Origin of the sequence: Nitrospirillum amazonense (genome assembly GCF_029594735.1) — a bacterium.
Classification (GTDB): domain Bacteria; phylum Pseudomonadota; class Alphaproteobacteria; order Azospirillales; family Azospirillaceae; genus Nitrospirillum; species Nitrospirillum amazonense.
The window spans coordinates 2491749-2515408 of record NZ_JARPAF010000002.1; the positions used below are offsets into that span (position 1 = coordinate 2491749).

Annotated in this window: 22 protein-coding genes; 16 read left to right on the plus strand and 6 right to left on the minus strand. The window is 67.6% G+C overall.

From position 1 onward, the window contains the following. Window positions 1-15: 15 nt before the first annotated feature. On the minus strand, window positions 16-1704 hold the full coding sequence (locus tag P5F91_RS17460) for a hypothetical protein (RefSeq protein ID WP_277907726.1): 1689 nt from the start codon (window positions 1702-1704) through the stop codon (window positions 16-18). Window positions 1705-1806: 102 nt separating this feature from the next. Next, complete coding sequence (locus P5F91_RS17465; RefSeq protein WP_246134432.1) at window positions 1807-3009, minus strand: pentapeptide repeat-containing protein; 1203 nt, start codon at window positions 3007-3009, stop codon at window positions 1807-1809. A gap of 659 nt (window positions 3010-3668) precedes the next feature. On the opposite strand from P5F91_RS17465, the gene ffh reads away from it, so the two are divergent. The 5 genes from ffh (at window position 3669) to rplS (ending at window position 7473) form a co-directional block, all read left to right on the plus strand. Continuing rightward, window positions 3669-5024, plus strand: coding sequence for a signal recognition particle protein (gene ffh, locus P5F91_RS17470; RefSeq protein ID WP_088872013.1), 1356 nt, complete (start codon window positions 3669-3671; stop codon window positions 5022-5024). A 71-nt stretch (window positions 5025-5095) separates the two neighbouring features. Further along, window positions 5096-5446, plus strand: coding sequence for a 30S ribosomal protein S16 (rpsP, locus tag P5F91_RS17475; RefSeq protein WP_040848024.1), 351 nt, complete (start codon window positions 5096-5098; stop codon window positions 5444-5446). A gap of 120 nt (window positions 5447-5566) precedes the next feature. Next, window positions 5567-6202: a ribosome maturation factor RimM gene (gene rimM / locus P5F91_RS17480; RefSeq protein ID WP_145611278.1), complete on the plus strand. Its 636-nt coding sequence runs from the start codon at window positions 5567-5569 to the stop codon at window positions 6200-6202. A gap of 4 nt (window positions 6203-6206) precedes the next feature. Then, window positions 6207-7043, plus strand: a complete 837-nt coding sequence (gene trmD / locus P5F91_RS17485) for a tRNA (guanosine(37)-N1)-methyltransferase TrmD (protein ID WP_277907727.1) — start codon at window positions 6207-6209, stop codon at window positions 7041-7043. 43 nt (window positions 7044-7086) lie between these two features. Further along, window positions 7087-7473, plus strand: coding sequence for a 50S ribosomal protein L19 (rplS, locus tag P5F91_RS17490; RefSeq protein WP_145611276.1), 387 nt, complete (start codon window positions 7087-7089; stop codon window positions 7471-7473). A 119-nt stretch (window positions 7474-7592) separates the two neighbouring features. Here rplS and P5F91_RS17495 read toward each other — a convergent pair whose 3' ends face one another. Next, entirely contained in the window at window positions 7593-8513 is a 921-nt protein-coding gene (locus tag P5F91_RS17495) for a LysR family transcriptional regulator (protein ID WP_145611275.1), read from the minus strand. A 128-nt stretch (window positions 8514-8641) separates the two neighbouring features. On the opposite strand from P5F91_RS17495, the gene P5F91_RS17500 reads away from it, so the two are divergent. The 3 genes from P5F91_RS17500 (at window position 8642) to P5F91_RS17510 (ending at window position 10715) form a co-directional block, all read left to right on the plus strand. After that, window positions 8642-9196: a hypothetical protein gene (locus tag P5F91_RS17500; protein ID WP_145611274.1), complete on the plus strand. Its 555-nt coding sequence runs from the start codon at window positions 8642-8644 to the stop codon at window positions 9194-9196. Further along, window positions 9193-10182: an NAD(P)H-quinone oxidoreductase gene (locus tag P5F91_RS17505; RefSeq protein WP_277907728.1), complete on the plus strand. Its 990-nt coding sequence runs from the start codon at window positions 9193-9195 to the stop codon at window positions 10180-10182. The genes P5F91_RS17500 and P5F91_RS17505 overlap by 4 nt, the downstream gene beginning before the upstream one ends. A gap of 98 nt (window positions 10183-10280) precedes the next feature. Then, a complete protein-coding gene (locus P5F91_RS17510) occupies window positions 10281-10715 on the plus strand; it encodes a hypothetical protein (RefSeq protein ID WP_277907729.1) in 435 nt (144 codons plus the stop codon). A gap of 5 nt (window positions 10716-10720) precedes the next feature. Here the strand turns inward: P5F91_RS17510 and P5F91_RS17515 are convergent, their stop codons facing one another. Further along, on the minus strand, window positions 10721-12451 hold the full coding sequence (locus P5F91_RS17515; protein ID WP_277907730.1) for a peptide ABC transporter substrate-binding protein: 1731 nt from the start codon (window positions 12449-12451) through the stop codon (window positions 10721-10723). A gap of 97 nt (window positions 12452-12548) precedes the next feature. Next, window positions 12549-14333 carry a sensor histidine kinase gene (locus P5F91_RS17520; protein WP_277907731.1) on the minus strand — a complete coding sequence of 595 codons (1785 nt, stop codon included), beginning with the start codon at window positions 14331-14333 and terminating at the stop codon, window positions 12549-12551. A 461-nt stretch (window positions 14334-14794) separates the two neighbouring features. Between P5F91_RS17520 and fdxA the strand changes: the two genes are divergently transcribed. From fdxA to P5F91_RS17560, 8 genes are all read left to right on the plus strand, one after another. Further along, window positions 14795-15133 (plus strand): ferredoxin FdxA, encoded by a 339-nt coding sequence (gene fdxA, locus P5F91_RS17525; protein ID WP_004272685.1) that lies wholly within the window; start codon window positions 14795-14797, stop codon window positions 15131-15133. Window positions 15134-15521: 388 nt separating this feature from the next. Continuing rightward, window positions 15522-16022 (plus strand): CarD family transcriptional regulator, encoded by a 501-nt coding sequence (locus P5F91_RS17530; RefSeq protein WP_040845774.1) that lies wholly within the window; start codon window positions 15522-15524, stop codon window positions 16020-16022. Window positions 16023-16187: 165 nt separating this feature from the next. Next, the gene (locus tag P5F91_RS17535) at window positions 16188-17003 is read left to right on the plus strand and encodes a metallophosphoesterase family protein (protein ID WP_145611269.1); all 816 of its coding nucleotides are present in this window, start codon (window positions 16188-16190) and stop codon (window positions 17001-17003) included. Between the two features lie 69 nt (window positions 17004-17072). Continuing rightward, window positions 17073-17609, plus strand: coding sequence for a molybdenum cofactor biosynthesis protein B (moaB, locus tag P5F91_RS17540; protein WP_145611268.1), 537 nt, complete (start codon window positions 17073-17075; stop codon window positions 17607-17609). 242 nt (window positions 17610-17851) lie between these two features. Next, on the plus strand, window positions 17852-18682 hold the full coding sequence (locus tag P5F91_RS17545) for a hypothetical protein (RefSeq protein WP_246134431.1): 831 nt from the start codon (window positions 17852-17854) through the stop codon (window positions 18680-18682). Between the two features lie 84 nt (window positions 18683-18766). Further along, window positions 18767-19504, plus strand: a complete 738-nt coding sequence (gene ftsE / locus P5F91_RS17550) for a cell division ATP-binding protein FtsE (RefSeq protein WP_088872023.1) — start codon at window positions 18767-18769, stop codon at window positions 19502-19504. 191 nt (window positions 19505-19695) lie between these two features. Further along, entirely contained in the window at window positions 19696-20949 is a 1254-nt protein-coding gene (locus tag P5F91_RS17555; protein WP_246134430.1) for an acyl-CoA desaturase, read from the plus strand. Window positions 20950-21094: 145 nt separating this feature from the next. Beyond that, a complete protein-coding gene (locus P5F91_RS17560) occupies window positions 21095-22198 on the plus strand; it encodes a PA0069 family radical SAM protein (RefSeq protein ID WP_145611265.1) in 1104 nt (367 codons plus the stop codon). An 80-nt stretch (window positions 22199-22278) separates the two neighbouring features. Here P5F91_RS17560 and P5F91_RS17565 read toward each other — a convergent pair whose 3' ends face one another. Continuing rightward, a complete protein-coding gene (locus tag P5F91_RS17565; RefSeq protein WP_277907733.1) occupies window positions 22279-23526 on the minus strand; it encodes a hypothetical protein in 1248 nt (415 codons plus the stop codon). Window positions 23527-23660: the final 134 nt, after the last annotated feature.

Here is a 23660-nt window from a genome sequence, read left to right on the forward strand (position 1 = left end):
TCCTTGAAATAGGCGTTAGTTCACGGGGTTCATATCACGGTCCGCCGCAGGTTGCAGCGGGATGATGCGGCACAACATCATGGGCTCGTCCAGCGTCGAGGTGACAGGCTGGCAGGGCTCCCCGGCACCCTTGAGGCCATAGCGTGGCAAAATCTGGTCCATCGTCCAGGTCTCCCAATGCGCCAGCAGCAGGTAGAAGTCATCGCCGTTGGCGATGCCCTGGTCGATGCGCCGGCGCATCTGGCGGTTCAGCAGGATGTCGCCCTGGTCCGGATGAATGAAATAGCTCTGCACCCGCAGGAAGGGGATCTGCGGCGGGAAACCGGGGATGAGGAAGCTGGTGGGGGCGTAGCCGGTCATCAGGATGACGGTGTGGTCCGGCCGGGGAAGGACGGGTGCCTGCACCTCGGACACCTTGGCGCCGAAGGGCCGGTCGCCCCAGGGCACGCGGGCCCAGGTGCCCGACTGGCCGGTGGCGGCCAGCAGCAGCAGCAGGACGGCGGTGATGATGCCCCGCGCCCGGGCCGGCGCCGGCCACAGGGCCACGGCCGCCAGGATCAGCACGGGCGCCAGCATCTCCAGCGGGATCAGGTAGCGGTAGATGGCGAACAGCTTCAGCCACACCAGGTAGCTCAAGCTGCCGGCCAGCAGCAGGTAACGCCGGGCGCGGGCTGGGCCGGAGGTGTCCACCACGGGCGGCCCCTCGGCCGCGAACTGTCCGCGCAGCCAGCGGGCCAGGACCATCAGGCCCGTCAGCAGCAGCACGACATAGGCCGCCAGCACGCGATAATCGCGGAAGACGATCTCACCCACCAGCTTGGGATCCAGGGCCCAGGCGAAGGGGAACAGGGCGGCGGCGACGGGCCCCTTGGGGATGAACTTGTCGTCCCGGTAGGGGTCGGGCGTGCCCCAGGGGGAATGGAAGACGTTGTTGAAATAGGGGAACAGCGGATTCTGGAAATGGCTCCACAGGAACCACATCCAGTGGCCGGAGAAGATCGCCATGCCGGCCAGCACGCCCAGCCCAAAGAAGAAGGCCAGGAGCAGGCGGCGCCAGGGCGTGCCGCCTGCTGCCAGGAAGGCGGCGCAGGTGCCCACGGCGAAGACGATGGTGGGCTGTTTCAGCCCCACGCCGCTGCCCACCAGCAGGCCCGCCAGCACCACGCGGCGGAAGGCCGGGCCATTGGGCGCACTCCAGGCCGCCCCTTCCCCGCCAACGGCCACCAGGATGCCGCCAAGGACGAACAGGCTGATGACGTTGTCGTAGAAGGTGGTGCCCAGCAAGCCGACCTGGCCGCCGCCCACCATGCCGCAGACGGCGACGGCCAGAGCCACCAGAACGCGGCGGCGTTCCGGCGTCGCTGAACGCTGCACCGTCCAGGCCAGGCCGTACAGCAGCACCAGGTTCGCGCCCTGGATGCTGCCCAGCAGGAACTCCACCACGCGGGCGGGCAGCACCTGGGCGGCCATGAAGAAGGGCAGGTCCAGGGTGGGGTTGTAGAAGCTGGCCACCTGGGCCGGCGCCACATCCATGCCCCAGCGCCCGGTCAGGAAGGCGTAGGCATTGTACCAATGATAGTTGCGCAAATCCCAGTTGCCATCCTGGCCCAGCAGCACCGCCCACAGGCCGAACAGGAAGGGGCCCGCCAGCAGCAGGCTGAGCGCCAGGCGGCGAGCGGAACGGTCTTGTGTGGGCAGCAGCATGGGCGTCCGGCAGGCAGGAATTGGCGGGCGGCGGATTGGGCTACAGAATTGTCAGGAAACTAGGGCGAAACTAGGTCGGTGACAGCCGATCAGTGCACCATGTCAGTGTACCATACCGACCACGTCGGCCATGTCCGCCCCATCCAGGTCGGTATTGGCCAGGTCGACGTCGCGCAGGTCAGCCCCCGCCATCTTGGCGTCCGACAGTTCCGCATCCTTCAGCACCGCCCCCACCAGCGAGGATTGGGACAGCACCGCCCGCTTCAGCATGGCGCCGGTCAGGTTGGCGCCGTCCAGGCGGGCGCGGTGCAGGTTGGCGCTCCACAACCGCCCCGTGGAGCTTTGAATCAACACAGGCCCCAGATCGGCCCGCACCAGCTGCGCGCCATTCAGGGTGGCGCGCTCCAGCGAGGCGCCGCGCAGGTCGGCGCGGCTGAGGTTGGCGTCGCGCAGGTCGGCCAGCGACAGGTCGGCCATGGGCAGTGAGGTGCCCACCAGGTTGGCCTTGCGCAGGCAGGCGCAGTGCAGCAGGGCGGCCGACAGATTAGCGCCCGCCAGATCGACGCCGCTGAGGTCCAGACTGGACAGATCGGCCCGGGCGCCCTCACGCCCCCCCGTCTCCACCCATTCGGAATGCAGGACCAGCATGGCGGACAGGTCCAGGCCGGCGTCCTCGGGCGTGGGGGCGTGAATGCCCTCCAGCACCTCTTCGGCGCGACGCGCGTTGTCGTCCAGGATGGTGCCCATCATCAGGGCGCCGGCGAATCGGGCAAGCCCCAGCTCCGCCCCCGTCAGGTCCGCGCCGTGCAGCTTGGCGCCCGTCAGGTTGGCGCCCGTCAGATCCGCGCCCTTGAGATCGCAGCCGGTCAGGTTGGTGTTGGTCAGGTTGGCGCGCGCCATCTTGGCGCCGCGCATGATGCAATCCGTCAGGTCCGACTGCACCAGGAAGGTGTTGGACAGTTTGGCCCGGCTGAGGTCGGCGCCCACCACGGTGGCGCAGGACAGTTCCGTCTGCACGGGCACAGCGTCGAATTCGTGGGCGGTGATGCTGCCGTCCTTGCGGACGTGCATGATGGTGCCTTCGCGCAGGTCGGCCTCGGCCATGGAGGCCTGGTTCAGCACGGCGCCGCGCATGCAGGCGCCGCGCAGGTCGGCCCGGCGCAGGTCGGAGCGTTCCAGGTTGGCCAGGCGCAGGTCGGCGGCGTACAGCGACGCCCCTGTCAGGACGCAATCCACCATGCGGGCGCCGAACAGCTTGGCGCCCGAGAAATCGGCCTCGGCCAGGTTCAGACCGGACAGATCCATATGCGAAAGGTCACGCAGCTTGAAGCTGGCACGCACGCCCCCAGGCTGCTTCGTCAGAAACGCCCGATGCTTGCCAACAATCGCCAGCAACTCCGTCTGGCTCATCCTGGACCGTTCGGGTTCGGCATTTCTGCCGGACGACATCGACATACAAGCCTCCGCGGGGCCGGTCCCCCCCGCAATTCGAATCCGCCACGGAATGGCGCACTACCCAAAGACTACCCCGATAACCCGTTCATACCTTATCTTAAAGGCGCGCTGGAAGAGGGGGCGCGCACCCAAAATGAGCCTCTAGGCGAAATAGCGGGCCTGTCACCCCGTCTATTACAGGTGTACAGGCCGTTGACAATCGCCCGTTTTGGTTAAGGACCCGCCGCCGCCGTCCCTGATCCAGGCGCGACATCGCCGTTACCATCACCGCCTTGCCGCGGGGCGTCCTTGACTCCAGAAGCATTGACAGACGCCCTCCACAGGTCTAGATAGCCCCACCTCGGCCCTGGATCCGTCAGATCCGGGACTGAGACCGCATCCCGCGCCAAGGCGCGACGCCAGTCCACGAGTTTCGTGCACTGGCGCTTTTCGTTTGGGCAAATGGGCCTGAATGGACGCTTGGACTAGGGGCGGGATGAAGATCGGAACGGCAATGGCCAGGACGGGTTATGTTTGACGGCTTGACAGGACGGCTCGGCGATATCTTCGACCGGCTGCGTCGGCGCGGCGCCCTCACCGAAGAGGACGTTGGCGCCGCGCTGCGCGAAGTGCGCGTGGCCCTGCTCGAAGCCGACGTGGCCCTGCCCGTGGTCAAGTCCTTCATCAACGGCGTGAAGGAAAAGGCCGTCGGGCAGGAGGTGCTGCGGTCCATCACCCCCGGCCAGATGGTCATCAAGATCGTCCACGACCACCTGGTCGAGATGCTGGGCGAGCAGAACGAGGGCATCAACCTCAACGCCGAGGCGCCGGTGCCGGTGCTGATGCTGGGCCTGCAGGGCTCGGGCAAGACCACCAGCACCGCCAAGATCGCCCGCCTGCTGAAGACCCGCGAAAAGAAAAAGGTGCTGATGGCGTCGCTGGACACGCGACGCCCAGCCGCCCAGGAACAGCTGCGGGTGTTGGGGGAGCAGGTGGACGTGGCCACCCTGCCCATCGTCCCCGGCGAAGACCCGGTGACGATCGCCCAGCGCGCCATGCGCGTCGGCCGACTGGAAGGCTATGACGTCGTCATGCTGGACACCGCCGGCCGCCTCGCCATCGACGAGGAGTTGATGGACGAGGTCGTGCGCATCCGCGACGTGACCAAGCCGGTGGAAAGCCTGCTGGTGGTGGACGCCATGACCGGCCAGGACGCCGTCACCGTAGCCACCAATTTCAATGACAAGGTCGGCGTCACCGGCATCGTCATGACCCGCATCGACGGCGACGCCCGGGGCGGCGCCGCCCTGTCGATGCGCCAGATTACCGGCCGCCCCATCAAGCTGCTGGGCACCGGCGAAAAGATCGACGCGCTGGAGGCCTTCCACCCTGATCGCATCGCCGGCCGCATCCTGGGCATGGGCGACGTGCTCAGCCTGGTGGAGAAGGCCGCCGAGACCATCGACCGCGAGGAAGCCGAGAAGCTTGCCGCGAAGATGGAGAAGGGCAACTTCGACCTGGACGACATGCTGTCCCAGCTGCGCCAGATCCGGAAGATGGGCGGGATGGGCGGCATGCTGTCCATGCTGCCCGGCGTGGGCAAGATCAAGGACCAGCTGTCCAAGGCCAACATCGACGAGCGCATGCTGAAGCGTCAGGAGGCGATCATCACCTCCATGACCCAGAAAGAGCGCCGCGACATCAAGATACTGAACGCATCGCGCCGGCGCCGCATCGCGCTGGGGTCCGGGACCACGGTGGCCGACGTCAACCGGCTGCTGAAGCAGTACCAGGACATGGCCGACATGATGCGCAAGTTCAAGAAACTGGGGAAAAAGGGCCTCATGCGCCAGGGCCTGTCGGCCCTGATGCCCAAGGGCCGCTGATCCGCCAGTCAAATTTAGTATCCGCCTTTCACCATCACCTTCAGTTCAACATCAGAGTCAGGAAGTAAGAAATGTCCCTCAAGATTCGTCTGGCCCGCGGTGGCGCCAAGAAGCGTCCGTTCTACAGCATCGTCGTGTCCGACAGCCGTTCGCCCCGCGACGGCAACTTCATCGAGAAGATCGGCACCTACAACCCGATGCTGCCGCGTGACCATGCCGAGCGCATCACCCTGAAGGAAGAGCGCGCCCGCCACTGGCTGTCCGTGGGCGCCCAGCCGACCGACCGCGTCGCCCTGTTCCTGGGCCGCGCCAACATCATCGAGCTGCCGAAGGTCCGCGAGACCCCGAAGAAGTCCGCCCCGAAGGCGAAGGCCCAGGAGCGCGCCAAGCTGGCCGCCGCTGCCGCCGGCAGCGAGGGCTGATTGGCCTGAGGCCGGCTCGCCATTGGTTGGCCGGCATGAAGGTTGACGGGTTGCGACGGGGGCGGGTGACCGCCCCCGTTCAGCTTTTTCGCCGTTTACAGTCTTCCAGAGAGTATCGTTATGGAAACCGCCACGCGCATCTGCGTCGGGCAGTTCGTGGGCAGCCACGGGGTGCGCGGCCGCGTCAAGGTGAAGAGCTATACGGCCGTGCCGGAGTCGCTGTTCGCCTATGGCCAGCTGACCGACGAATCGGGCGCCCGCGCCTTCGCCCTGACCATGACCGGCATGGGCAAGGATCACTTCCTGGCGGAATTGCAGGGCGTGCGCGACCGTGACGCCGCCGACGCCCTGAAGGGCACGCGGCTGTACATCAACCGCGACCAGCTGCCGGCGACCGACGACGAGGATGAGTTCTACCACGCCGACCTGATCGGCCTGGTGGCGACCACCGCCGACGGCGAGCCCTTCGGCGAGATCAAGGCCATCTACGATTTCGGTGGCGGCGACATGCTGGAGATCGCGCACGCGGCCTCCGGCAAGATGGTCACCATCCCCTTCACCCGCGCCGCCGTTCCGGTGGTGGACGTGAAGGCGGGGATCGTCACGGTTGAGCCGCCGGCCGGCCTGTTCGAGAAGGTCAAGCCGACACCGGAGGAATTGGCCGAGATGGAAGGCGGCCCCGCCGCTGACGAGGCGGTGGCGTCGGAAGGCGGCGTGCCCGAGGCCCACGAGGCCAATGGTGACGAAGAGGCCTGATTCGATGACGGCCGGCTGGCATGTGACGGTGCTGACCCTGTTCCCGGAGATGTTTCCGGGACCGCTGGGCATGAGCCTTGCGGGGAAAGCGCTTGAAAATGGCACCTGGTCGCTGGAATCAGTGGACATCCGGTCGTTCGCGAGTGATAAACACCGCTCCGTGGACGACACCCCGTTCGGCGGCGGACCAGGCATGGTCATGCGGCCCGACGTTCTGGATGCAGCGCTGACCGCCAGCCGGTCGCGATTGAGCCAGGACCAGAGGGAACGGGGCCGGGCGATCTACCTCTCGCCGCGTGGACGTGTGCTGGACCAGGCGCTGGTACGAGAACTCGTGTCGGTGCCCAGCCTCACCGTGTTGTGCGGGCGGTACGAGGGGGTGGATGAGCGGGTCCTGGAAGCGCAGGGCCTCGAGGAAGTGAGCCTCGGGGATTTTGTGCTTTCGGGGGGTGAGCCCGCGGCGCTGTGCCTGATCGACGCCTGCGTCCGGCTGTTGCCGGGCGTCATGGGCAACGTCGAGACGGCGGGCGAAGAGAGTTTCGAGCGGGGATTGCTGGAGTATCCCCACTATACGCGGCCAGCCATCTGGCAGGACCGCGCGGTGCCCGAGGTTCTACTCTCCGGGCACCATGAGAAGGTGAAAGCCTGGCGGTTGGCCGAGGCGGAGCGCATCACCAGGGACCGGCGACCGGACCTGTGGCAGCGCTACGAGGAGAGCCGGCCCAAGGCCGAAGCCAAGAGCCGCCGCCGGCGCAAGCCGCGAAGCGGTTCGCCCCTAGAGGATGGCGTTTCCCTGGTGGACCCCACCGCGGAAACGGCGCCTGTGCCAAACCTGGATTGACCGCCGTGAGGCTGGCCATTGTCATCATGTGGAGTTGAGTGCCATGAACATCATCCAGAAGCTCGAGCAAGAGCAGATTGAAAAGCTGACCGCCACCCGTGCGGTCCCGGAATTCTCCCCGGGCGACACCGTGAAGGTGAACGTGAAGGTCGTCGAAGGCTCGCGTGAGCGCGTGCAGGCCTACGAAGGCGTCGTCATCGCCCGCCGCAACGCCGGCGTGAACTCCAGCTTCACCGTCCGCAAGATCAGCTACGGCGAAGGCGTGGAGCGTGTGTTCCCGCTGTACAGCCCGCGCCTGGACAGCATCGAAGTCATCCGCAAGGGTGACGTGCGCCGCGCCAAGCTGTACTACCTGCGCGATCGCCGCGGCAAGTCGGCCCGCATCTCCGAGCGCACCACCGGCCGCGGCATGAACAACAAGGACGCCTGAGGCGCCTTGTTGTAAAGCCCAGGCGGCCGCCTTCAGGCGCCGCCCCGGTTTTCAGGCCCAGTATGGAAGCACCCGCCGGACCGCACGTCCGGCGGGTGCTTCCATTTTGGGGCGGGCGATCACGGTTCCCAGACAGGCGGCGTCCCGATCGCCGACCGCAAGCCATCGATGAAGGCGCGCAGCTTGGCCGATGGCTCCTGCAGGGCCCGGAGCAGGAAGATGCCTTGCGGGTCCCTTGCCCAGGGCTCCCCGTCCAGCGCCAACCGCTTCAGGTTCCCGGCGCGAACATCGGGGCCCACCACCCAGCTGGGCAGGAAAGCCACGCCCACGCCCTCAAGGGCGGCAAGCCGCAGCGCCTCGAAGTCGTCGGACCGAAAGACGACCGCGCCACAGCTCGGCTGGCCCGCCGCGTCGCCCAGCACGTCGGCCCAGCCCAGGAGGTCGGCGCCGTGCAGCTTGTCGAGCAGCCGATGGCTGCGCAAATTGTCGATACCGTTCGGCGTGCCGTGCCGGGCCAGATAACCGGGGGCGGCGACCGCCAGCCGGGATTGATCGGCGAGCTTGGTGGCGATCAAGGCGCTGTCGGCAAGGTGCCCGATGCGGATGACGGCGTCGAGGCGATCGCGCACCGGGTCGGCCAGGCGCTCCGTCAAATCCAGTTCCACCGACAGGCCGGGATGGTCCCGCATCAGGGCGCCCGCCACCGGGAGAACGTACCGCTTGCCGAAGGTGGGAAAGCAGGCGACGCGCAGGACGCCGGCGATCGCCCCGTCGAACGCGGCGATTTCGGCATGAACGTCGACAAGATCATCGATCAGGCGCTGGCCGCGCTCGAAGAGTCTTTCCCCGGCGTCCGTCATCGCCAGCGCCCGGGTGGAGCGCACCAGCACCCTGACCCCCAGGTCATACTCCAACGCGTCGATCTGCCGGACGATGGCCGATGGCGTCACCCCCCGCCGGCGGGCGGCGCCTGAGAAGCTTCCCGCCCGCACGACGTCGACGAAAACGGCCACGAACTCGGCGAACCTCGGGTCCTTCATCTTTGCTCCACAGGCAAAACCATTTCGAGGAATGGCCGCGTTATCAGGCGCCGCCTCTGGCTGCATGGTTGGGCCCATCGGACGCGGCACCCCGCCCGCCCGAGCCAACCCAACCAGGAGACGCCGCCATGGCCATCGTCCTCGACCGCATCCTATCCCAGTCCGCGTATAGCCATGAAGTCGATGTTCCGATTGAAAAAATCGACATCGCCGACTGGCTGTTCACCCTGCCTGAGGCGGAATACCTGCGGTGTTGCGCCCCCGATCACATCGCCGCCGGGGTGACGACCACCGACGACGGACGGCGCATGTCCATCAATGTGGAGATGATCGGAACCGGCCTGGTGGTGCAGCATTACGTGGCCGAGGAGGCGGGCAAGACCTACTGCCGCATGAATTCGATCTCGGACGTCTTCACCGCCAACGGTCGCACCCAGGTGAACGTCGTCTGGGAACTGATGGCCGAAGCGATCGACGGCAATCGCACCCGGTACACCAACCGTGTGACCGCCCACCCCACCGACGCCTTCATGGATTTCCTGGCGCAGCATGGCATCGCCTATGAGGACGCCGCCGCGGCGCGCCAGGCCGCCGGCGGCGACCACAACCGCCGCGAAACCCCCTTGTTCGCCGAAAGCATCGCCCGCCGCGCCCTGGCCAATGCCAAGGAGGCGGTGTCGTGAGAGCCGTCGCCTATGACCGCTTCGGCCCGCCGGACGTGCTTCGGCTGGTTGAGGCGCCCGTGCCGCAGGTCCGCCCCCATGACCTGCTGGTTCGGGTCGCGGCGGCGGGAATCAACCGGGCCGACCTGATGCAGCGCGCCGGCTTCTACGGCGGCCAGACCTTCGGCGACAGTCCCCTGCTGGGTCTGGAACTCGCCGGCGAGGTCATCGAGGTCGGCCCCAGCGTCACGGACATGCGGGTGGGGGATCGGGTGATGGCCATCGTTGGCGGCGGAGCCTATGCCGAAGTCGCCCGCGTCGATCGCGGCATGGCCGTGAGGGTGCCGGATGGACTGCCGCTGACGGAGGCGGCCGCGGTCATGGAGGCCTTCGTCACCGCCTGGGAGGCGGTGGCGCATCTGGCGGGGGTCCAGCCCGGGCAGCGGGTGCTGATCCACGCGGCGGCCGGCGGCATCGGTTCGGCCGCCGTGCAGGTTGCCCGCACCCTGGGCGCCACCGTCTACGCCACGGCCTCGGCCCAGCGGGTGGCGGACGTGCGGGGCCTGGGTGCCGCCGCCGTGATCGATTATCGCGCCACCGATTTCGAGACGGAGGTTTCCCGCCTCACGGAGACCGCAGGGGTGCATGCGGTGATTGACTTCATCGGCGGCGACTATCTGGCGCGGAACCTCAGGAGCCTGACGCCCGGCGGTACGCTGGTCCAGGTCGGTGTCCTCAGTGGCGATGCCGACACGCCGATCCCGCTCGACCTGGTGCTGCACCACCACCTCCGCCTCATTGGAACGGTGATGAAGTCACGGACGCCGGAGGAGAAGCGCGCCATGGTCGCCCGCTTCGCGGCGGGCGCCCTGCCCCGCTTGGCGAGTGGTGAGGTTCATCCGGTGATCGACCGCGTGTTGCCGCTTGAGCAAGCGGCCGCGGCGCACCAGAAGATGGAACGCGGCGGCGGCTTCGGGAAGATCATCCTGGCGGCCGGAAAAGGGTGACCGCCCTCAAAACGCCACGCTTCCGCCCCAAGGCCGCCGCCGTCCACGCGCATCCCTCGGCATGGATGGGACGCGCATAGGATGCGGAAGGGGGCGCCATGGCAAAGCGATGGTGGTGCGAGGCCGGGGTGTTGCTGATGCTGTCGGCGTGCGCGACACCGGAACCGGGGCTGATCCCGCCGGCCCCTCCACCCCTTACGGCGCAAACCTTCGCGGGGCAGACCGGGAGCGCGCGGGGCAATTATCCCGGCTTCCCGATCGACGAAACCTACATGCCCCGCCCTCCCCTCACAGGTCCCTGCGCGGTGTTCGTGTGGGACCGGCCCCTGCCCGGAGGCTGGGCCTTGCGGGCCAAGTCCGCCTCCTGCCCCGATCCGGGCAAGCCCGGGTTCCAGCTGCCCGTAGACTTGGGGCAGAGCTTCCTTGCGCTATCCGACAGCACGCTGGCCCATGGCTGGGACATGCCGCCGGAGCCCGACCGGCCGCCCACGGCGCCCGGCGCCCGCCTTCCCAAGGTGGACAAGGGACCGTGAACGCCTCACGGCGTGAGATCCAGGAAGCGGGTGGGTGACAGGTCCAGGGGGTTGGGGACCCAGCCGGTGACGCGGGGTGACACCAGGCGCCGCATGGTCTTGTGGAACAGGGGGATGACGGGCGTGTCGTCCATCATCAGGCGCTCCGCCCGGCGCAGCAGGCCGGCGCGGCGGCCGGGATCGGGCTCGCCGTTCGCCTCCTCCATCAGCGCGTCGAACAGCGGATTGCGGTAGCTGGCATAGTTCTCCTGCCCGGCATCGCCCCGCATCAGCGCCAGGAAGCTGTTGGCGTCGGCGTAGTCACCGATCCAGGAGGCGAAGACCACGTCCTTGAAGGTCTTCGCGTTCGACTGGGCGGCCACGACGCGGAAGTCCTGGGCGTCCAAGCGCACCTCCACCCCCAGCACGTCATGCCATTGCCGGGCCACCGCCACGGCCACGGCCTGCCAGTTGGCGCCTGTGGGGAACAGGAGGGAAATGGGCGGCAGCGTCCTGCCCCCCGGACCACCCTTGGAACCGGCACCGGGACCGTAACCGGCCTCCACCAGCAAGGCACGCGCCTGCCGCTCACGCTCGGCCTGCGGCTGGTCGCGCCAGGCGGGCCAGCCCGGTTCATAGCCGGTGATGCCCGGGCCGGGCGCCAGGCGCGGCACATAGCTGTAGGCCGGCTTCTCCCCGCCCAGCACGCGGTTGGCCAGCGCCTCGCGATCGACCGCCAGGGTCAGGGCCTCGCGCAAGGCCGGTGAGGACTTCCACGGCTCATTGCGCAGGTTGAAGCTGAGGAAATAGGTGTCGTAGGTGTCGCCGCTGACGAAAGCCTCCTTCAGCGCCGACCGCGCCCACGCCACCTGATCTATGGGCAGTTCGTAGGTGGTCTGCACCTGCCCATCGCGGAACAGCCGCATCTCCGCCGCGCGGTCCTCCAGCGGCAAATCCCGCACCACGGCGATGGGAACCTTGGCTTGGTCGTAATAGACCGGGTTGCGCACCAGGGTCAGGTGGTCGCGCGGCACGTTTTCCGCCAGCACGTAGGCGCCGCTGGAGACGTAGTGGCCAGGCTCGGTGAAGGCGTCGCCTTGGGTCTGCACGCTGGCCTTCTGCACGGCGAACAGGGCCTGATGCTGCAGCATGGCCAGGAAATAGGCTGTGGGCCGCACCAGTTCCACCTGGAAGGTGGTGGCATCCAACGCCGTCACGCCCAGGCGGCTGACGTCCTTGATCGTCCCCTTGGTGATGGCCTCGCCATTCACCACGATCCACATGTAATAGGCGTAGGGTGCCGCCGTGCGCGGATCCGCCAGGCGGCGCCAGGAGAAGACGAAATCATCCGCTGTGACGGGCGTGCCATCCGACCATTTGGCATCCGCCCGCAGCTTGAAGGTGTAGATGCGCCCGTCAGGGGAAACGGTCCAGCTTTCCGCCAGGGCCGGTCGGGCCCCGCCTCGTCCGTCGGGGGCCAGCAATCCTTCCAGCAGGTCGTCAATCACCAGGCTTTCGGAGGAAAGGTCGGCGCGCTGCGGATCCAACGTCACCGGCGCGCCGCCGATGGAGCGCACCAGAATCTTGGCCGCTACCGCACCGGACGGGGCCGCGTCGGATCGGGCCGCGCTGGACGGGGCCGCGCGGGCCGGCGCGGGCCACAAGGGGTTGTGCATCGCGGCGAAGCCGGCCAACAGCGCCAAGCGGGATGCCCAGGCGCGGCGGCGCCCGGCCCGGCAATGCGACGATGCCCCCATATGCACGGCCCCCCAAAGCCCCACCCCCAGCCCGGGTGCGGAACCGGGCCCCTTCACGGTAGTGGCGCGCCCCCGCCGGAGCAAGCGCCAGCTGCCATCAGCGTTCGGCGGACGCCGGGTCGACGGGCGCCGACGGCTGGGCCGCGGCAGGCGGCTGGGGCGCCACCTTGGGCAGGCGCAGGAAAAAGCGCGTGCCCCGGCCAGGCGCGCTGTCCACCTCGATGCGACCGCCCAGGGTGCGTGTCACCAGGTTGAACACGATGTTGAGGCCCAGGCCCGTGCTGCCGGCCCCCCGCCGGGTGGTAAAGAAGGGATCGAAGATCCGGGGAAGGGCGTCGGCCGGGATGCCCTTGCCGTCATCGGCGAACAGAATCTCCACATGCTCCACCGTCGGCCGGCCGACGGCCGACGGCGGCGACGGCAGGGGGGAGACGGTGATGGTCAGGCGTCCCGCCTGCCCCGGGGCATAGGCATGCAGCGTGGCGTTGACGATCAGGTTGGTCAGAACCTGGCTGAGCGCCCCGGGATAGGTGTCCAGCACCAGGCCGGCCGGGCAGTCTATGGTCAGCACATGGCCCGGCCGCTTCCATTGCGGACCCAGGCTGATGGCGATTTCCTCCAGGTAAGGCTTCAGCGACAGCACCCGGCGTTCGTCGCTGGTCTGGTCGACGGCGATGTTCTTGAAGCTCTGCACCAGGCGGGAGGCGCGCCCCGCGTTGACGGTCATCAGGTTGGCCGTCTCCTCCACCAGGTCCAGGAACTCCATCAGCGCCGTCCGGCGCGGCGGGCCATTGGCGAGATCGTTACGGAATTCCCGCAGGCGGTCGGCCAGGAAGGTGGCGGCGGTATAGCTGATGCCCACCGGCGTGTTCAGCTCATGCGCCACCCCGGCCACCAGTTCGCCCAGCGAGGCCAGCTTTTCCGCCTGCACCAGGCTCTCCTGGGTGTCGCGCAATTCCTGCAGCGCCCGCGCGGTCTCCGCATGGGCCCGTGCCGTTTCCTCCTCATGGCGGTAGCGTTCGGTGACGTCGTTGTAGATCGACACCCAGCCCAGTCCCGGCATGCGGTTGCGGCGGAACTCGACGATGCGCCCATCCTCGCCGCCGATATGGATGGTGCCGCTGCCCTCCGCCCGCTCCCCATCCGGCCGGCCCTCGGCCCGATAGCGCAGCAGCTGCCACTGCACCAGCAGCTCCCGTTCCTCGTCACTGGGGGTCAGCTGCGGCGGGCGGGCGGCCTGCAGGGCCAGCAGCCGGCCCAGCCAAGGCACGGCGGCGGCAGCCTGGGCGTCGAGCTGGGCGGGGTCCAGCCGGATGGCGTCGTAATCACCCCGGCGGGACTGCCATCGGGCAAGGTCCGGCATGTTGGGATAGGCGCGGATGATCTCATCCGTGGCGCCGCCGATGGCAGGCCAGTTGCGACTCCACACCACGAAATTGAAGCGCTCATCCATCACCATAAAGCCGCCCGGCACCGCCTCCATGGCGGCGCTGAGGATGGCGGACTTGCGCCGCAGCTCCTCCTCCACCAGGCGGCGGTCCGTGATGTCGCTGTAGCTCAGCACGATGCCGCCGCCGGGGATGCGTTCCTCCACCGCGCGGTACCAGCGGTCGCCGATCAGCCCCTCGCGGGCGATGCCGCGCTGGGACAGGCGGCGGGCGATGTAGGCCTCAGGGTCCGCTTCCGCCTGGGGCACCTGACCGGCGGCGATGGAATGGCGCAGCAAATCCTCGAACCGCCACCCGAGGATGACGCCCGGGGCCGGCGAGCGAGGGAACATTTCATGATAGCGGTCGTTGGCGAACACCACGCGGTCGTCGGGCCCGAAGACGACGATGGCCTGGGAGAAGCGCTGCAGCACGGCGTAGAGCTGAGCCGCCATGGCCGGCGACGGTTCAGGTGCCGCCGGGCCCTGGGCCCGTGGGGCTTGGGGGGCCTCGGGCGGGTCAGTGTCGCCGTGCGCTGTCATGCCGTCCCTGATGCCTCCCGCTGTGTCCCGGGTCCGGGGTCAGACTATCCGCTGTGAATGGGCGATTTCAATCAGACTTACTCTTTTTACGTGCAATGACCGAAGGTGCGGCACGGCCTTGCATGGGGTAGCCTGCACCAGACGCGACGCGGGGGCCAGGACGACGCACACGGAACCTTGTTGCGCCCGCCTCACGCATGTTCTACCTCTCGCGCTGTCGTCCGGCCGCTATCCGGATAACGTAGGTTTCGCCAACGTTCACGGGTGCTATACCCCTGGGCGATATCAGGCTATACGTGCCCCCGTGCTGCCCCGCTGTAGGCTGCCCCGACCCGGGCGCCAGGGGAACCGGGTTTTCAAGGAGAGTGCGAGCAATGCCGTATGTCGTGACCGAGCAGTGCATCAAGTGCAAGTACACCGACTGCGTGGAAGTCTGCCCCGTGGACTGCTTCTACGAGGGTGACAACATGCTGGTCATCCACCCCGACGAATGCATCGACTGCGGCGTCTGCGAGCCGGAATGCCCGGCCGAGGCCATCCTGCCGGACACCGACGGCCGCGCCGAGGAGTGGCTGGAGATGAACCGGCAGTACGCCGCCGCCTGGCCGAACCTGAACCGTAAGAAGGCGGCGCCCGCCGACGCCGACGCCTTCAAGGGCGTGCCGGACAAGTTCAAGACCTATTTCAGCGACAAGCCGGGCAGCGGCAACTGAGATTGGCATGAGGCGCCGCCGTCCCCGGGACGCGCGGCGCTTTTTCTTACTCTTTCGGCCGGCCTGCCTAAATCTTCGGCGGCCCCTGCCCAAGACATGCGCGATTCGCATGTCCGACATCCTGGCCTATGCCGGGAACTTAAGTCGAACACGGTCTTGTCGACCTGTCATCGCACCGTCATATCGAGTATAGTCCTGGACGCGAGGATCGGCACGCCGTTCGCGAACGCTTAAGTGCGTGCCACGTTCCCCCAGCGCCTTCGTGCTGTTCGTCCCTTGTCGCGGCCCCCTGCCGGGCCGACAGCGACCTTTGCATGCCGTTCCCGGCGCCCAGGCCCGTCTTCCCCAAGGCGGGACTTTAAAAGCCGAATTGTGAGAGCCGATCCAAATGACCGATAAGCTCGATTTCGTCACTGGTGATTACGTCGTTTACCCTGCCCACGGGGTGGGACGCATCGTGGCCATCGAAAAGCACGCCATCGCCGATATGGAGGTGGTGCTGTACGCCATCACCTTCGAGAAGGAGCGGATGACGCTGAAGGTGCCGGTGATGAAGGCCAAGAACGCCGGCCTGCGCCGCCTGTCCAGCAAGGATCGGATCAAGGACGCGATGGAGACCCTGCAGGGCCCGTCCAAGATCAAGCGCATCATGTGGAGCCGCCGCGCCCAGGAGTATGAGGCCAAGATCAACTCCGGCGACCCTGTGTCCATCGCCGAGGTGGTGCGCGATCTGCACCGCGGCACCGATCAGTCCGACCAGTCCTACAGCGAACGGCAGATCTACCACGCCGCGCTGGAGCGCTTGGCCCGGGAGCTGGCCGCCGTCGAGAAGATCGATGAGCGCAAGGCGACCGAGCGGCTGGAGGCCGTGCTGGCGAAGGCGGCCTAAGCCATCCGCCGCAAGGTCCGCCGGTATCCGCCCATTGGGGGTACGGTTCGCTGGCATCACTATACTTAGTGGAAAAAGGGGTGATCGGGCTCGATCGCCCCTTTTTTCATGGGGCGGCGGCGCATACACTGGTCGGCAACTTCCTCTGCCGATCTGACCCAACGCATGAACGAACAAGAGCGCTTTGTCGTGCTGGGCCGTCCACGGCGCATCTGGGCCGTGGGGGCGATCCATGGCGACGTCGACCGGCTGGCCGCCCTGCACGACGACATCGGCGCGCGTTTCCAGCCGGGTGACCGGCTGATCTACCTGGGCAACCTGATCGGCCGCGGCCCCCGCGTGCGGGACACGATGGATGAACTGTTGTCCTTCCGCCGCGCCGTCCTGTCTGTGCGCGGCGTCATCGTCAGCGATCTGGTCTATCTGCGCGGCGGGCAGGAGGAGATGTGGCAGAAGCTGCTGCAGCTGCAGTTCGCCCCCAATCCCGCCGAAGTGCTGCAGTGGATGATGACCCAGGGCGTGGACGCCACGCTGGCGGCCTATGGCGGCAGCGCCTACCAAGGGGTGGCCGCCGCCCGCGACGGCGCCGTCTCGCTGGCCCGCTGGACCGGACAGCTGCGCGCCGCCCAGCGCGCCGCCCCCGGTCACGACACCCTGTTCGCGGCATTGCGCCGCGCCGCCTATACCGAGCGGCGGCAGGAGCGGCTGCCCGAACTGCTGTTCGTGAACGCCGGCATCGACACCTCGCGCCCGCTGGCCGCCCAGGGCGACAGCTTCTGGTGGGGGGGCGGCGCCTGGTCCCGCATCGATGGCCCCTACGCCGGCTTCGGCCGGGTGGTGCGCGGCTACGATCCCGGCCACGGCGGGCTGGCGGCCACGCCCGCCACCGTGACCCTGGACGGCGGCTGCGGCTTCAGCGGCACCTTGGCCTGCGGCTGCTTCGGCCCCGATGGCGAATTGCTGGAAGTGGTCGAGGTCTGACCATCCCACAGGTTGACGGCGGCCGCCCGCCCCCTCACTTAAGGGACGACCCGAACAGGAGCCTTCCCCTTGTCCCGCATCGATGAAACCCGCCCCTTCCTGCCGGTGCAGATCGCCGTGATGACGGTATCCGATACCCGCGACCCGGCGACCGACAAGTCCGGCGACACCCTGGTGGAGCGGCTGACCGGCGCCGGCCACGTGCTGGTCGCCCGCACCATCGTGAAGGACGACCAGGCGGCCATCACGGACCAGCTGCGGGCCTGGATATCGGACCCGGCGGTGGACGTCGTCATCTCCACCGGGGGCACCGGTCTGACCGGACGCGACGTGACGCCGGAGGCGTTCGAGAGCGTCTATGAGAAGCGAATCGACGGCTTCGGCGAGATGTTCCGCACCCTGTCCTTTGCCAAGATCGGCACCTCGTCCCTGCAAAGCCGGGCCACCGGCGGGGTCGCGGGCGGCACCTACCTGTTCGCCCTGCCGGGCAGCCCCAGCGCCTGCCGCGACGGCTGGGACCTGATCCTGCAGTACCAGCTGGACAACCGTTTCCGCCCCTGCAACCTGGTGGAAATCATGCCCCGCCTGCAGGAGCACCGCCCCTGAAGACAGGGCGCCAGGCCGCATTCGCCTGCGATTTCGGTTAAGGGCGGCCCCCCGCAGTTGAAGCGCGGGGTGAAAACCTGTATCGATTCAAGGCCCGGCCGGACGCGCCTTTTCCATGCCGTCCAGCCCGAGGCCAGACGCGTTCCGGGGATCCTTTCCCAGGGGATATCGCTTACGGGCGACGGGGACGTGGGCGGCCAGGGATGCCGGCACCAAGAATGCGGGACCAGGAGAACGACCCCATGACGCGAACCTATATCTCGATGGCCAAGACCGGCGGCCAGGGCAAGACGCTGGTGGCCCAGATGCTGGTCCTGCAGCACGAGCAGAAGGGCGCGCCCGTGAAGCTGGCCGCCGCCGACAGCGACACGCTGAACCAGCGGTCCAAGTTCGGCCGCCTGTTCGCGGGTGTGAAGGAACTGGGTATCGGCGAGCAGCTGACCAACATCAAGACCTCGACCGATCCCAACCTGGCCATCAAGTATTGGGATGAGTTCGGCCGCACCCTGCTGGAGGGCGGCTATGTGGTGGATGTGGGTGCCAACGTGGCCGCCGACCTGTTCGCCTGGGCGGAGGCGCGCAACGCCGGCGCCCTGCTGCGCCGCCGCAACAGCAACCCCATCGACCTGATCGTCACCACGAAGGCCGAGGCCCAGGCCATCGAGGACGCCCGCGCCCTGATCCAGTACTCGTTCGACAAGAACGAATGGCTGCCCTTCGGCCGCCGCTTCGTGGTGCTGAACGAGGTCGCCGGCGGCTTCGCCCCGTACGAGAACGACCAGTCCTTCCGCCGCCTGAAAAGCTTCCAGAGCCAGGGCGTCGGCCTCATCACCATCAAGCGCTGCGAAAGCGACATCTGGAAGCTGCTGGAGAAGGAATTCATCTCCGTCCGCGATGCGCTGAAGATGACCGACGCCGACCTGGAAAAGCGCTACGGCATCGACGTGTGGACGGGCCACAGCGGCCTGACCGACCTGCGCGCCTGGGCGCAGGAGACGCTGACCGCGTTCGAGAAGGCCGGCCTGTTCCCCGCTACCGAACGCGCGGACGCCGAGGCGGCCTCAGCCGAGTAAGCGCCCTCCCTTTCCTGAATCGGGCCCGGCCCCGCCCCTTAGCGGGCGGGGCCGGGCCCTTTCCGTTTCAAGGATACCTCGCCCTTGGTCCGTTTCGAGAACGTCGGCCTGCGCTATGGCACCGGGCCCGAGGTGCTGCGCGACATCAGCTTCGAACTGGCGCCCGGGTCCTTTCATTTCCTGACCGGCCCCACCGGCGCCGGCAAATCCAGCCTGCTGAAGCTGCTGTACTTGGCGGAGCGGCCGTCGCGCGGCCTGATCACCCTGCTGGGCCATCCCCTGTCCAAGACCCCGCGCAAGGCCCTGCCGGCCATTCGACGGGAAATCGGCGTGGTGTTCCAGGACTTCCGCCTGATGAACCACCTGACGGTGTTCGACAACGTCGCCCTGCCCCTGCGCCTGGCCGGCCAGGATGAGGCCCACGTGCAGGAAAGCGTGACGGAACTGCTTTCCTGGGTGGGGCTGAAGGCCAAGCTGGACGAGCGGCCCTTGCGCCTGTCGGGCGGGCAGAAGCAGCTAGTGGCCATCGCCCGCGCCGTCGTCACCCGGCCCAAGCTGATCATCGCCGATGAGCCCACGGGCAACATCGACCGCGAGATGAGCCTGCGCATCATGCGGCTGTTCATCGAGCTGAACAAGCTGGGCACCACCTGCCTGGTGGCGACGCACGACATGGTGCTGGTCGACCGCCTGCAGAAGCCGGTAATGGAGCTGTATGAAGGCAAGCTGGCCGATTCCGGCTGGTGGATGGAGGGGGCGGCCAGCAACGCTGTCATCCCCGCCCAGCCGCTGATGCCGGACGATCTCTCGCCGGACTTTTGACCCAGCACAAATCGCCAGAACCACCGCCGGTGTTAAGCTCCCCTTTAGGGTTGCCCCTTTACCCTGGGGTCAGAGGAACAGCGCCCCAAACGCGGAGTCGGCTTTAGGACCGATTCCTGCTATCCAGACGATATAGACATCATCCCCGCCCGGCCCCTTCGCCGCCGGCCCCTGACGGAGTGCACACGCCTGTGACCACCCCTGCCCGCGAGACCCTTCCCGGGGCCGAAAGCCCGGCTGATCACTACCTGGACGATATCCAGGCCACCGGCGCCGTTCCCTTCATCCTGGTGCATCTGGCCTGCCTGGGCGCCATCTGGACGGGGGTCTATTGGCAGGACGTGGCCTTGGCCGTGGGCCTCTACGGCCTGCGCATGTTCGGCATCACCGGCGGCTACCATCGCTATTTCTCGCACCGGGCTTACAAGACCAGCCGCTGGTTCCAGTTCATCCTGGCCTTCATCGCCCAGACGTCGGCCCAGCGCGGCATCCTGTGGTGGGCGGCCAAGCACCGCCACCATCATCGTTATTCCGACACCCCGGCGGATGTGCATTCCCCGGTGCAGCGCGGCTTCTGGTACGCGCACATGGGCTGGATCTTCACCGCGCGCCACGACAAGACCGACCTGGCCGCCGTGCCGGACCTGGCCAAGTTCCCCGAGCTGCGCTTCCTGGACCGGTTCCATTACCTGCCCGCCTTCATCCTGGCCGTCGCCGTGTGGTTCGCGGCCGGCTGGTCGGGCCTGGTTGTGGGCTTCTTCTGGAGCACCATCGCCACCTACCACGGCACCTTCTGCATCAACTCCCTGGCCCATGTATACGGCCGCCGCCGCTACCTGACCGGCGATGACAGCCGCAACAACTGGTGGTTCGCCCTGCTGACCATGGGCGAGGGCTGGCACAACAATCACCACGCCTATCAGAGTGCCGCCTGCCAGGGCTTCCGCTGGTGGGAGGTGGACACCACCTACTACATCCTGAAGGCCCTTTCCTGGGTGGGCATCACCTGGGACCTGCACCGCCCGCCAGCTGCCGTGGTGCGGGGCGAGCAGCGCCTGGGCAAGGCCATCATCGAGAAGGCCGCCAGCCAGCTTGTCGCCACCTTCCATGTGGAGCAGATCGCCGCCCGCCTGCAGGCCACCCTGGCCGACACCCCCTCGCTGGCCGACGTGAAGGCCGAGCTGCAGCACAAGCTGCAGAACGCCCGCGCCCAGGCCGAGGCCATGCTGGCCTCGCTGCACATGCCCGAGCTTCATATGCCCGCCATGCCCAGCCTGCCGGAGCTGCACATGCCGAGCATGCCCACCCTGCCCACGCGGGAGGAGCTGAAGGAACGGGCCGCCGCCATGTTTGTGCGCACCTCCTCCATGGACGATATCGTCGACCGGGCCCGACAGATGCTGATCGAGGCCGTCTGCGCCCGTCTGGCCGTCGCCGCCGCCTGAGCCGGCCGCCGCCCCAAGGAAAGGCCGCCCCGGAACTGCTGGGGCGGCCTTTTTGCTGCCCGCCACAAGGGCTGGCGGCGCAAATGTTCATGTTGTGTTCTTATTTTGTCGGGCGTAGGCTGCCCTCCGGGTAACGGAGGACGCCATGGTCGACATCCTGGATGACCGCCCGCTGAAGGGCCGGGGCACCATCTCCAACCGGGTGGGCCGGTTCGAGGCCCATGCCCGCATGCGCACCGACGACGGATGGGCCCGGGCGGGCCATGACGGTTGGGACGAGGAGGCGGACCTTGAGATTGCCGCCGCCACGCAGGTGCGCCTGGACGCCTCGCGCAGCGTCATCAGCTACAACGACAGCCCGGACGTGAATTTCGACCGCTCCATCAACCCCTATCGGGGGTGTGAGCATGGCTGCGTCTATTGCTTCGCCCGGCCCAGCCACGCCTATCTGGGCCATTCGCCGGGCCTGGACTTCGAGACCATCCTCTACGCCAAGCGCGAGGCCCCGGCCCTGCTGGCCAAGGAACTGCGGGCCAAGGGCTACACGCCCCAGCCCATCGCCCTGGGCGCCAACACGGACGCCTACCAGCCCATCGAGCGGACGGAGCGCATCACCCGCGGCGTGCTGGAGGTGCTGCGCGATTTCCGCCATCCGGTGGGCATCATCACCAAGTCGCCCCTGGTGCTGCGCGACTTGGACATCCTGGCGCCCATGGCGGCCGACGGCCTGGCGCGTGTCTCCATCTCCATCACCACCCTGGACCGCGACCTGGCCCGCAAGCTGGAACCGCGCGCCGGCACGCCACAGCGCCGGCTGGACGCGGTGCGCCAGCTGTCGCAGGCGGGCGTGCCCGTCAGCGTCCTGGCCTCCCCCATGATCCCGGCGCTGAACGACGCGGAGCTGGAGGGTATCCTGGCCGCGGCCAAGGACGCGGGGGCCAGCCAGGGCCACTACATCCTGCTGCGCCTGCCCCGGGAACTGGGCGACCTGATGGAGGAGTGGCTCCGCCTGCACGTGCCCGACCGGGCCGACCGTGTGCTGAGCCTGATCCGCCAGTGCCGCGACGGCGGCCGCAACCATGCCGAATTCGGCACCCGCATGCGGGGCACCGGCGTCTACGCCCAGTTGCTGAACGCTCGTTACAAGCTGGCGGTCAAGCGCCTCGGCCTGGACCAGCGGCGCTGGAGCATGCGCTGCGATCTGTTCCGGCCCCCGCCCCAGGCGGGGGATCAGCTGGCGTTGTTTTGAATATGAAATGACGAAGGCCGGCCCCGTGAGGAACCGGCCTTCGCTCACACCTTGTCGCCGGCGCCGAAGCGCCGGACGGATCAGAACGGGCTGACGCCGGCCTGGATCAGGTACAGGCGGGCGATGTCGGCGGTGCCGTCGGTGCCCTTGATGCTCTTCATGGTGTCCAGCGCCTTGGGCTTCTGGCCGGCGGCCAGATAGGCCTGCACCAGGCGCAGCTTCGCCTCTTCCGGATACTTCAGCTGGTCCTTCTTGATACCGGCCTGGATGACCTCGATGGCCTTGGCGGCATTGCCCAGGGCCAGGTACTGCGTGCCAACCTTGACCAGCTGCTTGCCGTCCGGCTGAGCGGCCGCTTCCTTCTCGTCGTCCGGCAGCTTGCGCTGATCGTCCTCGACCTGCTTGCCGGCCATGTCGGCCAGGCGCTTCTCGCGGTCGCCCTGGGCCTTGCCCAGGATGCCGGCCTTGAAGCCCTTGTCCATGACGGCCTTGGCCTCGGTGCCCAGGCCATCGCTCATGGCCAGCTGGGCGAATTCCAGGTACGGGCCCGGATCCTTCACCAAGCCAGCGCCGATCTGCAGGCGCAGCACGTCGATCTGCAGGCGGTTGGAGTTGAAGCCCTGCAGCTTCTGCACGCCACGGATCACGCTCTCCCAGCTTTCCTGATCCGGGTAGTTCACCAGAAGCCGCTCCATCGCGTCGAGGAAAGCGGGCTTGTGGTCCATGTTGTATTCGGCGTTGGCGATGGTCTGCAGCAACGTCTTGGACGGCTTGCCGCCCTGGGCCTGGATCATGGCGCGCGCGGCCTTGGAGGCGTTGGCGTAGTCCTTCTGGTCCAGGTAAATCTGGATCGCCAGTTCCTTCAGGTGGTTGTCGGTGCCACCGTCCTTGTAATAGCGATCGGAGGCAGCGGCGAACTTGGCGTAGTTCTTCGCGCTGAAGTAAGCCTCGCCGATCAGCCGATCACGGTTCTGCTTGTCGGACTCCGTCAGCTGGCACGTCGACAGGGTGGATTCCAGCGACTTGGCGAAATTGCCCATGTCCTTCTGGCCGCTGTAGGCGGAGGCACGCAGCGTCTCGAAGGTGCAGGTCTCATAAGCAGACTTCGTCTTGCTGGCCTTCTCGGCCTCGTCGATCTTGTCCAAGGCTTCCTTGAACTTGCCCGCCTTCAGCGCGGCCTGGGCTTCCTGCAGCGGCTTGCCGACTTCCGGGCTGAACTTCTTGGCTTCGGCGGCGTGGGCCGGCGTGGTGGCGCTGATGACAACGGCGCCGCCCATGGTGAGCGCCGAGGCGAGCAGTGCGGCACGAAGGAAGTGCGTGGCGATCATTCCGAGGACTCTACCTGCTTTGTTGAAGGGCTGGACCGACGAGCGGCCCCTCATTCGGGAAATCTAAACCGGCAATTGGGGTGAAATCGGGACAAGCATCCCGAAAAGGGCCCGTGCCCCCAAAAGATCACGAG

Bases quoted from the DNA above. Each gene is read 5' to 3' on its own strand.
- P5F91_RS17460 (WP_277907726.1), bottom strand. From the start codon at position 1,704: ATGCTGCTGCCCACACAAGACCGTTCCGCTCGCCGCCTGGCGCTCAGC.
- P5F91_RS17465 (WP_246134432.1), bottom strand. From the start codon at position 3,009: ATGGATCTGTCCGGTCTGAACCTGGCCGAGGCCGATTTCTCGGGCGCC.
- ffh (WP_088872013.1), top strand. From the start codon at position 3,669: ATGTTTGACGGCTTGACAGGACGGCTCGGCGATATCTTCGACCGGCTG.
- rpsP (WP_040848024.1), top strand. From the start codon at position 5,096: ATGTCCCTCAAGATTCGTCTGGCCCGCGGTGGCGCCAAGAAGCGTCCG.
- rimM (WP_145611278.1), top strand. From the start codon at position 5,567: ATGGAAACCGCCACGCGCATCTGCGTCGGGCAGTTCGTGGGCAGCCAC.
- trmD (WP_277907727.1), top strand. From the start codon at position 6,207: ATGACGGCCGGCTGGCATGTGACGGTGCTGACCCTGTTCCCGGAGATG.
- rplS (WP_145611276.1), top strand. From the start codon at position 7,087: ATGAACATCATCCAGAAGCTCGAGCAAGAGCAGATTGAAAAGCTGACC.
- P5F91_RS17495 (WP_145611275.1), bottom strand. From the start codon at position 8,513: ATGAAGGACCCGAGGTTCGCCGAGTTCGTGGCCGTTTTCGTCGACGTC.
- P5F91_RS17500 (WP_145611274.1), top strand. From the start codon at position 8,642: ATGGCCATCGTCCTCGACCGCATCCTATCCCAGTCCGCGTATAGCCAT.
- P5F91_RS17510 (WP_277907729.1), top strand. From the start codon at position 10,281: ATGGCAAAGCGATGGTGGTGCGAGGCCGGGGTGTTGCTGATGCTGTCG.
- P5F91_RS17515 (WP_277907730.1), bottom strand. From the start codon at position 12,451: ATGGGGGCATCGTCGCATTGCCGGGCCGGGCGCCGCCGCGCCTGGGCA.
- P5F91_RS17520 (WP_277907731.1), bottom strand. From the start codon at position 14,333: ATGGCGGCTCAGCTCTACGCCGTGCTGCAGCGCTTCTCCCAGGCCATC.
- fdxA (WP_004272685.1), top strand. From the start codon at position 14,795: ATGCCGTATGTCGTGACCGAGCAGTGCATCAAGTGCAAGTACACCGAC.
- P5F91_RS17530 (WP_040845774.1), top strand. From the start codon at position 15,522: ATGACCGATAAGCTCGATTTCGTCACTGGTGATTACGTCGTTTACCCT.
- P5F91_RS17535 (WP_145611269.1), top strand. From the start codon at position 16,188: ATGAACGAACAAGAGCGCTTTGTCGTGCTGGGCCGTCCACGGCGCATC.
- P5F91_RS17545 (WP_246134431.1), top strand. From the start codon at position 17,852: ATGACGCGAACCTATATCTCGATGGCCAAGACCGGCGGCCAGGGCAAG.
- P5F91_RS17560 (WP_145611265.1), top strand. From the start codon at position 21,095: ATGGTCGACATCCTGGATGACCGCCCGCTGAAGGGCCGGGGCACCATC.
- P5F91_RS17565 (WP_277907733.1), bottom strand. From the start codon at position 23,526: ATGATCGCCACGCACTTCCTTCGTGCCGCACTGCTCGCCTCGGCGCTC.